This is a genomic window from Actinacidiphila sp. bgisy167, assembly GCF_965342175.1.
Classification (GTDB): Bacteria; Actinomycetota; Actinomycetes; order Streptomycetales; family Streptomycetaceae; genus Actinacidiphila.
Genome location: NZ_CBDRBL010000120.1, coordinates 1 through 13,624 on the forward strand (window position 1 = coordinate 1; position 13,624 = coordinate 13,624).

A 13,624-nucleotide genomic window follows, 5' to 3' on the forward strand; every position below is an offset into this window, starting at 1 on the left:
CCCCCCCCCCCCCCCCGATGCCGAGTCCGTGGTCAGGCGACCGGGCGGCCGCGTCCCCGCCCACGGGTGAGGCTGTAGCCGGCGATGCCCGCGAGGGCGCCGAGCACGCCCCCGGCCGCGGTCCAGATCCAGCGGTCGGACCACCAGCCGCCGCCCCAGCCGTCCTCGGGCTGGGCCAGCCCGGCCGGCGCCGGGGAGGCACTGGGGTCGGCGGCGCCGTCCTCAGCCTCGGCGGAGTCCTCCGTGGTCGCGGGGGACGGCACAGCGTCGGGGTCGAGGGTCGCTCCGGCCTTGGCGACGGGGGTGAGCGGGGCGGCGAGTTCGCCGTCGACGGCCTTCGAGCCGCCCGCGTCCTTCGAGCTGGTGCCGACCTGCGCCTGGACCGGAAGACCGAGGTCCTGGTCGGGGAGCCGCAGCACGGTCAGACGGATGTAGTACGCCCCGGGCAGCGGGTCGTTGGCCCAGGCTTCGGACCACGCGCGCACGGTGCGCAGCCGGCAGCTCAGCTCCAGCCGGCCGTCCTGCGTCGACGCCGTCCTGGTCGGCTGCCCACCGGCGCACGCCTGGCGGCGGCGCAGGCCGTCGTAGACGTCGAGCTGCCAGGTCTGGCTGCCGTGCCGGGTCGCGGACTCCGGCAGGGTCACGGTCGCCGACACCGTGGGCACCTCGCCCGCCGCTGCGGGGAACACCCAGTACAGGTAGTCGCCGGTGGAGGCGCTCGCCGGGACGGTCTGCACCCCCGGCCGCAGTTGCCCCGCGGTGCGGAAGCCGGTGCCGGGCTGGGCATTCTCCTCGGCGGTCGCCGTGCCGCTTGCGTCCGGGCCGGGCGTGGCGTCGTCGGCGGCGGCCACGCCCGCTCCGGATGCGAACAAGGCCGCCCCCGCGAGCAGTACGGCGGCCACGCGGCGGGTCGTTCGGACGGTACGCATCAGTTGGCCCTCCAGACGGCGACGCGCCAGCGCGAGATCCAGCCCCACAGCACACCGGCGAGCAGGCCGGTGACGACCAGCACGGCCAGCAGCCACCAGCCACGACCCAGCCCGAAGGAGGCGACGTCGGACGGCTCGTCGGGCGCGGCGACCAGGTCGATGCCGAGCTCGAGCGGCAGGCCCGGGGTGCGCTTGACGGCGTCGGGCGCGGAGAAGGAGTTGCTGACCTCGACGCAGACCGTGCGGGCGGTCGCGGCGTCCGCGTCGTCGCGCTCCGGCCAGGCATAGCGCAGTCCGGAGGAGATGACGTCGGTGCGTCCGCTGCCGGCGTCCGAGCCGCGCACGAGTTCCCGGCCGCCGCTGGTGACGGCCCGTACGAGGACGCCGTAGTCGCGGTTGACGGCGCGGTCGGCGCCCACACTGACGGAGGCGCGCAGCTCCTGGCCGTCGGTGACGCTCACCCGGTACCAGCGGTGCTCGGAGAACGCCTCGCGGTCGCTGTAGACGCCGGCGCCGAGCAGCGGGGCGTCGGCGCACCGGTCGGCGCCCTGGGTCACGGTGGGGGTGACGACCACGTTGTCGGCGGAGCGGTCGACGAGTTGCTTGATGCGGTCGGAGAGCTGGTCGGCGTGGTCGACGGCGGTGTAGGTGCCGCCGGTGGCCTCGGCGATGCAGCTGAGCTGCTCGCGGATCTTCGTGTTGGGCACCAGGCCGAGCGTGTCGACGACCAGGTGGGTGCCCTCGGCGGCGAGCTCGCGCGCGACCTCGCAGGGGTCGAGCGGCTGACAGGTGTCCTCACCATCGGTGATGAGCACGATGCGGCGGGTGCCGTCACCGCCCGCGAGGTCCTTGCCCGCGGCCTGCAGGGCGGGACCGATCGGCGTCCATCCGGTGGGGACGAGGGTGGCGACCGCGGTCTTGGCCTCGGTGCGGTCGACGGTGCCGACCGGGTACAGGGCCTCGGTGTCCCTGCAGCCGACCTTCTTGTCCTTGCCGGGGTAGTTGGCGCCGAGGGTGCGTATGCCGAGCCTCACCTCGTCCGGTACGGCGTCGATGACCTCGTTGAACGCCTGCTTGGCCGCCGACATGCGGGACCTGCCGTCGATGTCGTTGGCGCGCATCGAGCCGCTGACGTCGAGCACCAGCTCGACCTTGGGGGCCTCGCGCGCCGTCTCCGGCCCGTCGTCCGCGGCGGCCGGCGCCGCGGCCGGGAAGAGCGCGGTGGCGAAGGCGGCCGCGAGGCCGCACAGCCCCGCCGCCAGCCGTTTGCTTATGATCATTGGCGGATCCTATGGAAGTTCCGCCGCTGCACCCAAACTTGCCTGACTAACCGTCACTTTTGTGCGACAGCGGCGAGATGGCGCATTTCGCACGGTGCGATACGTCGCCATCCTGCTGTGCCGCGCCCTGACCGCATGACAAACTACCCGGGATCAGCGGTGTTGGAGGAGAGGGACCGTGACTGAAACGCGGGCGGCAAGCGCTCCCACCGTTCTGCGGGTGGTGCTCGGCAGACGCCTGCAGGACCTCCGCGAGAGGGCCGGACTCTCCTATGAGCAGGCTGCGCAGGCCCTGGACGTCACCCACGCCACCGTGCGCCGCATCGAGAAGGCCGAGGTGGGGCTGCGCATCCCGTACGTGGAGAAACTGCTCCTCACCTACGGCGTCGCCGATCCCGCCGAGGTCGAGAACTTCCTGGAGCTGGCGCGCGAGGCCAACCGCCCCGGCTGGTGGCACCGCTTCCGCGATGTCCTCCCCGAGTGGTTCAGCGCCTTCGTCAGCCTCGAAGGCTCCGCCGAGCTGATCCGCGCCTACGAACCGCACTACGTTCCCGGGCTGCTGCAGACCCCGCAGTACGCCGAGGCCGTGCTGCGCGCGGGCCGGTCGCACGCCTCGCCGGAGGAGATCGAGCGCGGCGTCGCGCTGCGCATGGAGCGGCAGGCGCTGATCACCCGCGCGGACCCGCCGCTGCTGTGGGTCGTGGTGGACGAGACGGTGCTGCGCCGTCCGGTCGGCGGGCCCAAGGTGATGCGCGGCCAGATCGACCGGCTGATCGAGGCGTGCGCCATGCCCCAGGTGCGGCTCCAGGTCATGCCCTTCGCCTCGGGCCCGCACCCCGCGATGTACGGGCCGTTCCACATCTTCCGCTTCCCGCTGCCGGAGCTGCCGGACATCGCGTACGCCGAGAGCCTGATCGGCGCCGTCTACCTCGACGAGCGCGAGGACGTCTCGCAGTTCCGGGAGGCACTGGACAGGATGAGCGCCCAGGCGCTGCCGGCCGGGCCCACCCGGAAGTTCCTGGAGGAGGCCCGCGACCGGCTGTGAGGCCGGCGCCGCGCCGGCTGGAGCGCATGCTCCCTCGCACCGCGGTCAGCGGGGCATCGCCGCCGACTTCGCCGCCAGACTCTCCACACGGTCCCGCCAGACATCCAGAGCCAGGGACGCCGGCACCTCTGGAAGGCCGGTCTGGGTGAGCACCAGCCGCGCCCCCTGCCCGGTCCCGCGCGTCAGCTCCCAGCGCACAGTGCCCTGGTGGCGGCCGTGGAGGTCCCACGGGTAGGCGAGCACCTCCTGCGGGCGCAGTTCGCTCACCGGCCCCGCGGCGAACTCGCCGGCGACGAAGCCACGCGGCACAGGCCCGCCCACCTCGGGCGCGGACACCCCGCCCAGCAGGGTGCGCCACACGGTCGCCGCGGGCTGGGTCAGCTGCCGCTCGAAACGGACCTTCCAGCCGACGGGCAGTTCCTCCGCGGCGCCACGGTCGAGGCCGAACTCCTTGACGTAGCGCTCATGGGCCGCCTTCATGTCGCCCCGCGCGGGTACGGGCCCACCGGCGAGAACGGGGTCGACGCGGGAGATGCAGGCGTCCCACCCGGCCGCGAAACTGGCGGCGCCGGGGCGGTCGGCGAAGGTGTGGGTCAGCACCAGCACGGTGCCCAGGGACTCCGGCTCCAGCTCCCACCGCAGAACGTCGTCGTCCCAGGTGTAGGCGAGGACGTGCGGAGGGTTCCATTCGGCGACCTCTCCTTCCGTGGCCTCCCCCTCGCCGTGCCGGAAGGGGAAGCGCACCTTGCCGCCCGCGCGCGGCTCCATCTCCACGTCGGAGGGGAACCACTGCGTCAGGCGCCCGGGCTCGGTCAGTGCCCGCCACACCATCGGCGGCGGATGTGCGAGCCGCCGCTCCATCCGCAGCGCGGTCCGGCCGTCCACGGTGGTCAGCGTCTCACCGGTGGCGGTGGTCATGGCTCCTCCATCTCGTCGGGTACGGCGTCCAGGCTCCGCTCCAGCCCGTCCAGACCGCCGCCCCGGATCCCGCGCGACGGCGCGAGCCGGGCGCCGGCCTCCCCGGGGCTCGGCGCGTACCCCGGCGCCTCTCGTCGGCCCGCACCCGGACCCGACACGCCGCGCGGAGAGCGCGCGGTTGCGCGGGCGTACGGGCCGGTCGAGGCAGAGGGGCTCGGTGAGCTCGCCGACACGACGCGGGGGCTCCATGAGCGGATCGAGGACGCGCCGCCGCGCCCCGGCACTTCCACGGTAGGGCGGTCACAGCTTCAACGTACGTATGCCGCCGTACGGCCGCAACGGCATGCACGCGCCCATGGTGCGACCGAGCCCGGAGCGCGCCCTGGTGCGCGCCCCCGACGGTGGGTCAGAATGTCCGCCGTGACGATCACCACCGCCGAGGCGGACAAGGTCCTGGCCGACAACTTCGCGCCCTGGGTGCAGGAACTGGGGCTCTTCGTCGAGGAGACCGGGGAGCGGCACGCCGTGCTGCGACTGCCCTGGTCGCACCGGCTGGCCCGGGAGGGCGGCGCGCTGTCGGGCCAAGCACTGATGGCCGCCGCCGACACGGCGACGGTCATTGCGGTGTCGGCGGCCCGCGGCGGCTACGGGCCCATGACGACCGTCCAGCAGTCCACGACCTTCCAGAGGGCGGTCATGGGCACCGATGTGCTGGTCACGGCGCGGGTCACCAAGCTGGGCCGACGGCTGGCGTTCATCGATGTCGAGCTCACTCCCGAAGGCGCCGATGAACCGGCGGCGCACGCCACCACGGTCTACGCCTTCCCTGGCTGAACGGCCGAGCCGGCCGGTCGACCCGGGACGCGACCGGGAACAGCCGGGAACGCGGTCGGGGACGAGCAAGGCGGACCGGGATACCGGGACGGCGGGGCTCCGCCCGGTCGGCGCCCTCCCTCCGCGGTTCACCGCATCGAGTCGGTTCCCGCCGAGCACGGCGTGGTGGTGCGACAACACCGACACTCCAGGCAACGATTGACCTTTCATCAGGTGATCGGACGCATGCTGGAGCGATGTGACTCGACGACCCCGCCGGGTACGCCTGGCGATCTCGGCGGTGCTGGCGTGGAGCGCCCTGCTCGGCGGCACGAGCGGCGCCGCCGCCGCGGTCGCAGGGGACGGACTGCGCTACGGCGCGACCACCGCGCTCGCCCCCGGCGTGGACTACCGGACGTTCACCTACCGGGGTGCCCACGGCACGGCCCGCGGGCACCTGCTGACGGCCGACCTGCGCGATCCGGGCGTCGCGGTGGACCTTCTGCACCCCGGCGTCGTCGCCGGACGCGACAGGATCTCTCGGCTCGCCGACGCCGCCGGGGCGGTGGGGGGCGTCAACGCCGACTTCTTCAACATCACCGAGAGCCAGCACCCCGGGGTGCCCGCGACCAGTGCCCCGGTCGGGCCGGCGATCGCCGCGGGACGGGTCCTGAAGTCGGCGGTACCCCTGAGCCAGCGTTTCGGGCCCAGGCTGCCGCCCGGCACCTCGACCGAGGACGTCCTCGCGATCGGCACCGACAAGGTGGCCCGGCTCGACCGCCTCCGGCTCGCCGGCTCCGTCGGCCTCCCCGAGGGCACGGTTCCGCTCGGCGGCCTGAACCAGTACGCGCTCCCCGTCGGCGGCGTCGGCGCGTACACCTCGGACTGGGGCAGCGCCTCCCGGCTCCGCGCGGCCTGCGGCGACGACACCAAGCGGGGTGCGCCGTGCAGCGACGACACCTACGAGGTCACGGTGAGCGAGGGGGCGGTCGCCGACGTCGCCGAGCACCCGGGGCGGGGCGAGATCCCGCCCGGCACGGTCGTCCTCGTCGGCCGGGAGGCGGGCGCGGAGGCGTTGCGCTCGCTGCGCCCAGGCGACGCCGTGGACGTCCGGCAGCAGCTGCTGGCCTCCGAGTACGGCGGCGAATACCGCTTCGCCGTCGGGGGTTGTCCGATCCTGCGCGGCGGCTACCCGCTGGCCGGGCTGGAGGACGGCGTGGCGGCGACCCGCACGGCGGCGGGCTACGGCGAGGACGGGCATGTGGTGTATCTGCTGGCCCTGGACGGCAGGGCCGAGTCCGGCGCCGGCCTCACGGTCGCCGAACTCGCCTCCCTGATGTCCGGTATCGGCGCCCAGGCCGCCGTCAACCTCGACGGAGGCGGCTCCTCCACCCTCGTCACACGCACCCCCGACGCACCTGGAGTCACCGTCCGCAACCACCCGGCGGGCGGCACGGAACGGCTCGTCGCCAACGGCATCGGCGTGTTCACCGACGGCGGCTGACCATGCCCGCGCTCGCCGCGGTACGCCTCGCCCGGCCCGGCGGCGCCAGGCGCGCGCCGCGGCCCTCCGCCCGGAACGGCGCCGCAAGCACATGCGCCCGTATCGTCACCCCATGCCCACATCCGAGAACGTCCTGCACCTCACCGAGCGCTCCCTATGGGAGAGGCCGGCACATCCGGCAGTTATGTGATGTCGACCCGCGGCCGCACCCTCGAGCAGGAGGGGTTCGTCCATTTCTCGACCCGCGACCGGCTCCCGCGCGTCGCGGCCTTCGTGTACGGCGACTACGAGGCCCCGACGACCTGGTGGTGGTGGTCGTGGACCCGGCCCGACTGGACGTCCCGCTGAGGTACGAGGCGATGCCGCCGGACGGCGAGGAGTTCCCGCACCTGTACGGGCCCGTGCCGGTCGAGGCGGTGGTGGCCGTGGAGCCGTGGGGGTGAGCCGTCTTCGACTTTCGGCTGCCGGGCACGGAGGGGGCGGCGGAGGGCCGGGGACCTCAGCCGCCCAGGCCCGGCGCGCCCCAGACGGGGAACCAACGGGAGAGGTCCTCCTCGAGCCGCAGGTCGTTGCCGAGCAGCGCCTTGACCTGGAGCTCCAGGGCGTTGTCGCGCTTCTCCCCCGGAAGCGGGGCGAACGGGTAGAACGTCCCGCGTTTGTAGAGGTAGACCAGCGCCAGGGAGCGCCCTTGACCATCGCGGAAGCCGACCAGGGAACACAGCAGCTGGGGGCCGAAGCCGTGCTCCTCCAGCGCCGAGTTGACGGCGTGGAGGTCGCCGACGAGAGACGGCAGGTCCTCCGCAGGACGCCGGACGACGAGCCAGGTGTATCCGTACGCGTCGCGTACCGACTCCACGGGGACGTCGCCCTGCCCGGTATCCATGTCCAGGAGCGCTCGCACGTCCTCCTGCACCTCGGCGAAGGCGCCGCCCTCCACCGCGGCGAAGCACACCGAGCCCACCCCGGTCGGCCGGAAACCGGCCGCGGCCTCGAGGGTGACGGCCGCCGAGGGGAGCCCGAACAGCTGGTCGAGGTCGGGTTTGACGGGCTTGCTGCGGCCGAGCAGCGCGTCCAGGAGCCCCATCAGCGCCGCCCAAGCTCGAGGGAGATCCGGCCGAGCTGCTGCAGCCGCTGCTCCAGGGTGGGGTGGGTGGACAGCAGCTGCGCCAGGCTCTGGCCGCCGGCGAAGGCGGGCACGAAGTAGAAGGCGTTGAAAGGCTCGGCCTTGCGCAGGTCCTCGGTGGGGATGCGGGCCATCTGGCCGGAGACCTTGGTCAGTGCCGAGGCCAGGACGGAGGGCCTGCCGGTGAGGAGCGCGGCGGAGCGGTCGGCGGACAGCTCGCGGTAACGGGACAGCATCCGGGTCAGCAGGAAGCTGACGCAGTAGACGAGCGCGCTGACCAGCGGGATGAGGATGACCGCGATCGCGGTGCCGGGGTCGCGGCTGCTGCGCCCGAGGCCGCCCCACAGACCGATGCGGGTGACGACCCCGGCGAGGACGCCCAGGAAGGAGGCGATCGTCATGACGGCGACGTCCCGGTGGGCGACGTGCGACAGCTCGTGGGCGATGACCCCCTCGAGCTCCTCCGGCTCGAGGCGGCGCAGCAGACCTGTGGTGGCGCACACCAGCGCCGCCTTGTCGTTGCGTCCGGTGGCGAAGGCGTTGGGGACGTCGCTGTCGGCGATGGCGACGCGGGGCTTGGGCATGTCGGCCAGGGCGCAGATCCGGTCGACGACCCCGTGCAGCTCGGGGGCCTGCTCCGGTGTGACCTCGCGGGCGCCCATGCTGAAGGCCGCGATGCGGTCGCTGAACCAGAACTGGGCGATGAACAGCCCTCCCGCGATGATCAGGATCAGTGGCCAGGCACCGCGCAGCAGGGCGAGCAGGACGCCCACGAAGACGACGTAGAGCAGCCCGATCATGAACATGGTGACCACCATGCGGGTGGTCAGCCCCCGGTCGGGGGCGAAGCGGGTCCTGTCCATGGCCCCTCCCGATGCTCCGGGCCGCCGCCGCGGCTTTCAGGCTTCTGCCATCGATTGTGCCTCCGCACGAAGACGGACGGCGGGCGCGGCCTGCCCGTGGTGACTCATCCTGCCGGGTCGAGGGTGAGCTTGCCGTAAGTACGCCGGGCCCGCAGGTCCCGGTGGGCCCGGGCGGCCTCGGACAGCGGGTAGCTGCCGCCCTCCTGCGGCCTCAGCCGGCCGTCGGCGGTCATCGCCAGCAGCTCGGCCATCGGCTCGTGGTACATGCCGGGGCGCCCCAGGCAGTGCATCAGCCAGAAGCCGACGACGGCGCGGGAGCGGCCCATCAGCTGCGCCGCCTGCACCGGGGTCGGGGGGACGCGGGAGGCCAGTCCGTAGGTCACCAGGCGGCCGAACGGGGCGAGCGCGGCCAGCGAAGCGTCGAAGACCGGGCCACCGGTCATCTCCAGCACGATGTCGACCTTCCTGCCGCCGTTGGCCTCGACGAGCCGGTCCTTCAGCCCTGCCGCGTCCACCGGATCCGCGTCGATCGCGACGTCGGCTCCGAGCTCCAGCGCCAGGTCGCGCTTCTCCTTGGAGGAGGCCGTGGCGATGATCCGTCCCGCGCCGAACTCCCTGGCGAGCTGTACCGCGAGCGAGCCGGTGCCGCCGGCGGCCGCGTGCACGACCACCGACTCGCCCGCGGCCATGCGGGCGGAGGTACGCAGCAGGTGCCAGGCGGTGAGGCCCTGGACGACCAGGGCGAGCGCCTGGCCGTCGGTGACGCCCTCGGGCACGTCGTGGGCGAGGTGCGCCTCGACGACGGCCTGCTCGGCGTAGCCGCCGTTGTCGGTCAGGGCGACGACGCGGCGGCCGTCGTCGGTGCGGCCGACCACCTCGGCACCGGGCACGAGGGGCAGTGCGGCCTTGGCGAGGTAGGAGTTCTCCACCAGGTGTGTGTCGGCGTAGTTGACGCCCGCGGAGGAGACCTCGACCAGCAGCTGCCCCGGCCCGGGCACGGGTGCGGGCAGCTCGACCTGCCGCAGCACTTCCGGCCCGCCGAACTCGGTGATCTGGATCGCGCGCACGGCGACTCCCTCCGCTTAAGGTGCCTGCGTCGTCCCGGGCCACGATATCCACACCACCGACCAGTCGGTATGCAACCTTCCGCGGAGCGCCGGAAGAACGGGTGCGCACCGAGCACCGAGAACCGCCCGCCGCCTCTCGCCTTCCTGCGTCCCTCGTCCGGCATCACCGCGAGGAGACGGCGCCCATGGTCGGCGGCCGCGCGGCAGGGCACCGTGCCACTGCCCGCGGGGCGCCTGCCTGCCACCCGGTTGGCCGACTCGGCGGCCCACCACGTCCTCCCGGGGGCGTCGACGACAACGCCGTCAACCTGCGTTTCCTGCTGCGCTGCGGTCTGTCCCCCGGCGGTTCCGCGGCCGCGCTGACCGCGCGGGCGCCGGCGGCCCGCGCGGTGCGGGTCGGGCTGCTCGCCGCCTTGCCCGCGGCCTTCCCGCACGCCCTCGACACGCGCAGGGTCGTACCCGGGCGGCCCGGGCTCACCCTGGCGCCGGCGGCCGGGGCGGCGCTCCGCCTGGTCCTGGCCGTCCTGCTCTCGGTGCGCGACGTACGGCGCACGGTCCGCTCGTTCCTCGGCACGGCCTCCACCGACGTCCGGCGCGGTGCGCAGCCGTTCGGCGCGGGCGGCGGGGTTGCGGGCCGGCTCCTTCGCCTTCCCGATGACGCACGCCGCGGTCCCGGTCGCCGTCGTGCGCTCACCGCACACGCCGGTGCCGACCGCGCACGTGGCCGCGGCGTACCCCGCGGGCAGCGCGGCGGCGGCGCTGACGCCGACCCCGGGCGGGCCCGGCTCGCTGGACGTGGCGCTGGTCCTGGCACCGGTCACCGCGGGCGCCACCGGAGTGGCGGCGACCTCCGCGGTGCCGGCGTACCGCATCGTCACCGTATGGTTGCTCTGCTCCCAGGGTGTGCTGGTGCTGGCCGCGCTGGTCCGCCGGCGGGTGCTGTGATCCGTCCGGAAAGGGAACTCCCGTGCGGGTCCTGACCGGTCTTGTCGGCGCACTGGTCGTCGCCGGGACCTTCTCCTCGGTGCTGCGTACCTTGGTGATCCCACGGCCGACCTGGTCGAGCTTCACCCGCATCGCGCACGCGGCGGTCCATCTGCCCTTCCAGTTCGTCGCCGACCGCTGCCGCACGCCCGAGGCCAAGGACCGCGTCCTCGCCCCGGTGGCCGCGGTGGCCATCCTCGCCAACCTGATCGGCTGGCTGGTCGCGTTCTGGGCGGGCTACGCCATGCTGCAGTCCGCGGTCAGCGACCTGGACCCGGTCGACGCGCTGCGAGAGGCCGGTTCGTCGCTGTTCACTCTGGGCTTCGCCAGCAGCCGCCACGTCGACCTCACGGTCATCGACTTCGTCGCCGCGGCGACCGGCCCGATCACCATCGGCCTGCAGATCGGCTACCTCCCGACCCTGTACGCCGCCTACTCCCGCCGCGAGGCGGAGGTGACCCTGCTGCAGGCCCGGGCGGGCAACCCGCCATGGGGGCCGGAGATCCTCGCCCGGTACGCCCAGATCGGGCTCACGGACAGCCTCACCGAGCTGTTCCGCAGCTGGGAGCGGTGGGCGGCCGAGGTGAGCGAGAGCCACACCAGCTACACGGTGCTCAGCCGGTTCCGCTCCCCGCAGCCCGACCGCAGCTGGCTGATCGCGCTGCTCGCGGTCATGGACGCCGCCGCCATGCAGCTCGCCCTCAACCCCGGCCGCCCGCAGGCCGAGGCCCGGCTGGCCCTGCGGGCGGGCTACGTCTGCCTGCGCGACATCGCCGCGATCTGGCGGATCCCGTACGACACCGACCCCTCTCCGGACGCGACCATCCGGCTGCCGTACCAGGAGTTCGCCGCCGCCGTCGCCCACGCCGCGGCCAACGGCTACCCTCTGGAGCGCACCCCGGAGGAGGCGTGGCCGCACTTCCGCGGCTGGCGGGTCAACTACGAGGACCTGGCGTACCGGTTCGCCTACCTCTTCGACGCGGTCCCGGCCCCCTGGTCGGGCCCCCGCCGCACCCAGGAGGAGACACTGACGCCCATCACACCGGTCGACCGCAAGCCGATGGCCGGGCGTTAGGGGCCCGCCGGCCGCCCGCGGCGCACCGCGCGGCGGAGGGCCCGCGCCGGCCGCCGGGGCGGGGGCGTTACGGTGTCCGGCATGCTCAGCAGCCCCCGGCCGACGGCCGTCACCCGCCCCGCGCGACCCGCGGACCTGCCGTATGTGCTCCGGTGGGAGCGCGACTACATCCGTACCGTCGAACCGGCCGCCGAGGCTGCCTGGACCGGCGCGATCGACCGCAACCTCGCCCTGTGGGTGGACTGCCTGGACCGCACCCTGGTCCTCGACGTCGACAGCGAACCAGGCGGCTCGGCGATGTGGATGCCCTCGGACGGAAGGGCGATGCTGATCGGCGTCCACGTGGCACCCGCGCTACGACGCCGGGGCTTCGGCCGCCTTCTCCTCGACGCCTTCGCCGCACAGGCCCGCGCGGCCGGCCATGACACGCTGACGCTCGGCGTCCACCGCGCCAACCCGGCACTCCACCTGTACGAAGGCGCGGGCTACCGCCGCACGGGCGAGGACGGCGACTACATCCTGATGGAGCGCCCCGCGGTGCGCTGACCGGTGCGCGCGACGGTCCCCGGCGTCACGCGGCGGGCACCGGCTGGGGCGGCACCGGGCCGACGTAGCGGGCCGCCGGGCGGATGATCTTGCTGTCCTCGGCCTGCTCCAGGACGTTGGCGCACCAGCCCACGACGCGGGCGCAGGCGAAGGTGGGGGTGAACATCTCGCGCGGCAGGCCGCACAACTCCATGACGACGCCCGCGTAGAACTCGACGTTGGTGTGGAGTTCGCGGCCGGGCTTCAGCTCGGCGAGGATCGCCTCGACGCCGGGTGACGGCCGGCCAGATTGGCCGTCACCCGGCTCAGGCCGCCTTCCGGAACCGCCGCCGCGAATTTCCCGCGCCCACAGCGATGCACGCGGCAGTGGCGCGGATAGGCTCGGGATGTGAGCGACAAGGCGCCTTTCGAGCGGGGTACGGACGGTCCCAAGGTGATCGTGGCGGGACTGGACGGATCGGATTCGTCGTGGCGCGCCGTCGCGTACGCGGCGGGTCTGGCGAGGCGCCAGAACGCGCTGCTGGCCATCGTCTATGTGCAGCCGGTCCTGGCGGCGGGCGCCGCCTTCGGGGCCCCGGTCGCAGAGGCGACGGCCGAGATCGCGGACCAGCTCAAGTCGGAGATAGAGAAGGCCGCCGAACGCTTCTCGGTGTCCACCCTCCGGTGGGAGTTCCACACCTTCGCGGGCGACGCGTTCGCCGGGCTGTCCCAGGCCTCGGACGAGCTCAAGGCCGACGCGGTCGTGGTCGGCGCCTCCGAGAAGGCGGGGCACCGGCTCGTCGGCTCGGTCGCGGTACGGCTGGTCAAAGCGGGCCGCTGGCCGGTGACGGTCGTCCCGTAGGCGCGGGTAGGTGGCGTCCGGTCGGGCCCCGTCGGTGACGTGGGCGGGTCCGCCTATCCGCGGCATGGCTCGGGGTCCGGTACCTCGTGCGCACCTCGGCCTCGTGGACGGGGGGACGCGCCGGAGGCGCGTTCGGAATAGCACAGCGCTGCCTTCGGTTACGGTCAGTGGGTCCCGACCGACGGCACCCGGAAGCAGGTAAGGGAAACATGAGCACTGTCGAGCTCACCAAGGACAACTTCGACGAGGTCGTGGGCAGCAACGATTTCGTCCTGATCGACTTCTGGGCGTCCTGGTGCGGTCCGTGCCGCATGTTCGCCCCCGTCTACGAGGCCGCCGCGGAGAAGAACACCGACCTGGTGTTCGGCAAGGTCGACACCGAGGCACAGCCCGAGCTGGCAGCCGCGTTCCAGATCCAGTCCATCCCGACCCTGATGATCATCCGTGACAAGGTGGCCATCTTCTCCCAGCCCGGCGCCCTTCCCGCGCCCGCGTTCGAGGACCTGATCCAGCAGGCCCGCGCCCTGGACATGGACGAGGTCCGCAAGTCCATCGCCGAGCAGGGCGCCGACCAGGAGGCCCCCAAGGCCTGACGTCCGGCAGACGCCCGTCGGGGGGGGGGGGGGGGGGGGGGGG

12 protein-coding genes and 4 pseudogenes are annotated in these 13,624 nt (G+C 73.6%); 9 read left to right on the top strand and 7 right to left on the bottom strand.

Translation table 11 applies throughout. The annotated features are described in order from the left end of the window. Window positions 1–32: 32 nt before the first annotated feature. Together ACRWND_RS28745 and ACRWND_RS28750 are read right to left on the bottom strand one after the other, a co-directional pair. Complete coding sequence (locus ACRWND_RS28745; protein WP_431954542.1) at window positions 33–929, bottom strand: hypothetical protein; 897 nt, start codon at window positions 927–929, stop codon at window positions 33–35. Beyond that, the gene (locus tag ACRWND_RS28750) at window positions 929–2,209 is read right to left on the bottom strand and encodes a VWA domain-containing protein (RefSeq protein WP_431954544.1); all 1,281 of its coding nucleotides are present in this window, start codon (window positions 2,207–2,209) and stop codon (window positions 929–931) included. Before ACRWND_RS28750 ends, ACRWND_RS28745 begins: the two co-directional genes overlap by 1 nt. A gap of 220 nt (window positions 2,210–2,429) precedes the next feature. Here ACRWND_RS28750 and ACRWND_RS28755 point away from each other — a divergent pair, with 220 nt between their 5' ends. Next, on the top strand, window positions 2,430–3,254 hold the full coding sequence (locus ACRWND_RS28755) for a helix-turn-helix domain-containing protein (RefSeq protein ID WP_431954563.1): 825 nt from the start codon (window positions 2,430–2,432) through the stop codon (window positions 3,252–3,254). 45 nt (window positions 3,255–3,299) lie between these two features. Here the strand turns inward: ACRWND_RS28755 and ACRWND_RS28760 are convergent, their stop codons facing one another. After that, window positions 3,300–4,172, bottom strand: a complete 873-nt coding sequence (locus tag ACRWND_RS28760; RefSeq protein ID WP_431954546.1) for an SRPBCC family protein — start codon at window positions 4,170–4,172, stop codon at window positions 3,300–3,302. A 420-nt stretch (window positions 4,173–4,592) separates the two neighbouring features. Between ACRWND_RS28760 and ACRWND_RS28765 the strand changes: the two genes are divergently transcribed. The 3 genes and pseudogenes from ACRWND_RS28765 (at window position 4,593) to ACRWND_RS28775 (ending at window position 6,932) form a co-directional block, all read left to right on the top strand. Continuing rightward, window positions 4,593–5,006, top strand: a complete 414-nt coding sequence (locus ACRWND_RS28765; RefSeq protein WP_431954548.1) for a PaaI family thioesterase — start codon at window positions 4,593–4,595, stop codon at window positions 5,004–5,006. Window positions 5,007–5,244: 238 nt separating this feature from the next. Further along, window positions 5,245–6,489 carry a phosphodiester glycosidase family protein gene (locus ACRWND_RS28770; RefSeq protein WP_431954550.1) on the top strand — a complete coding sequence of 415 codons (1,245 nt, stop codon included), beginning with the start codon at window positions 5,245–5,247 and terminating at the stop codon, window positions 6,487–6,489. A 112-nt stretch (window positions 6,490–6,601) separates the two neighbouring features. After that, window positions 6,602–6,932, top strand: a pseudogene (locus ACRWND_RS28775) (DUF952 domain-containing protein). Between the two features lie 56 nt (window positions 6,933–6,988). Here the strand turns inward: ACRWND_RS28775 and pspAB are convergent. From pspAB to ACRWND_RS28790, 3 genes are all read right to left on the bottom strand, one after another. Next, complete coding sequence (gene pspAB / locus ACRWND_RS28780; RefSeq protein ID WP_431954552.1) at window positions 6,989–7,573, bottom strand: PspA-associated protein PspAB; 585 nt, start codon at window positions 7,571–7,573, stop codon at window positions 6,989–6,991. Continuing rightward, window positions 7,573–8,475 (bottom strand): zinc metalloprotease HtpX, encoded by a 903-nt coding sequence (gene htpX / locus ACRWND_RS28785; RefSeq protein ID WP_431954554.1) that lies wholly within the window; start codon window positions 8,473–8,475, stop codon window positions 7,573–7,575. The genes pspAB and htpX overlap by 1 nt, the downstream gene beginning before the upstream one ends. Window positions 8,476–8,579: 104 nt before the next feature. Next, window positions 8,580–9,542, bottom strand: coding sequence for a quinone oxidoreductase family protein (locus ACRWND_RS28790; RefSeq protein WP_431954556.1), 963 nt, complete (start codon window positions 9,540–9,542; stop codon window positions 8,580–8,582). A 585-nt stretch (window positions 9,543–10,127) separates the two neighbouring features. Here ACRWND_RS28790 and ACRWND_RS28795 point away from each other — a divergent pair. The 3 genes and pseudogenes from ACRWND_RS28795 to ACRWND_RS28805 all read left to right on the top strand — a co-directional run. Next, a pseudogene (locus ACRWND_RS28795) lies at window positions 10,128–10,487 on the top strand (lysylphosphatidylglycerol synthase domain-containing protein); the annotation flags it as partial. A gap of 22 nt (window positions 10,488–10,509) precedes the next feature. Further along, window positions 10,510–11,601, top strand: a complete 1,092-nt coding sequence (locus ACRWND_RS28800) for a hypothetical protein (protein WP_431954558.1) — start codon at window positions 10,510–10,512, stop codon at window positions 11,599–11,601. A 30-nt stretch (window positions 11,602–11,631) separates the two neighbouring features. After that, a pseudogene (locus tag ACRWND_RS28805) lies at window positions 11,632–12,147 on the top strand (N-acetyltransferase family protein); the annotation flags it as partial. A 25-nt stretch (window positions 12,148–12,172) separates the two neighbouring features. On the opposite strand, the pseudogene ACRWND_RS28810 reads toward ACRWND_RS28805, so the two are convergent. Next, window positions 12,173–12,415: pseudogene (locus ACRWND_RS28810) on the bottom strand (citrate/2-methylcitrate synthase); the annotation flags it as partial. 120 nt (window positions 12,416–12,535) lie between these two features. Between ACRWND_RS28810 and ACRWND_RS28815 the strand changes: the two are divergent. Further along, window positions 12,536–12,988, top strand: coding sequence for a universal stress protein (locus ACRWND_RS28815; protein ID WP_431954560.1), 453 nt, complete (start codon window positions 12,536–12,538; stop codon window positions 12,986–12,988). A 209-nt stretch (window positions 12,989–13,197) separates the two neighbouring features. Beyond that, on the top strand, window positions 13,198–13,581 hold the full coding sequence (trxA, locus tag ACRWND_RS28820) for a thioredoxin (protein WP_431954562.1): 384 nt from the start codon (window positions 13,198–13,200) through the stop codon (window positions 13,579–13,581). Window positions 13,582–13,624: the final 43 nt, after the last annotated feature.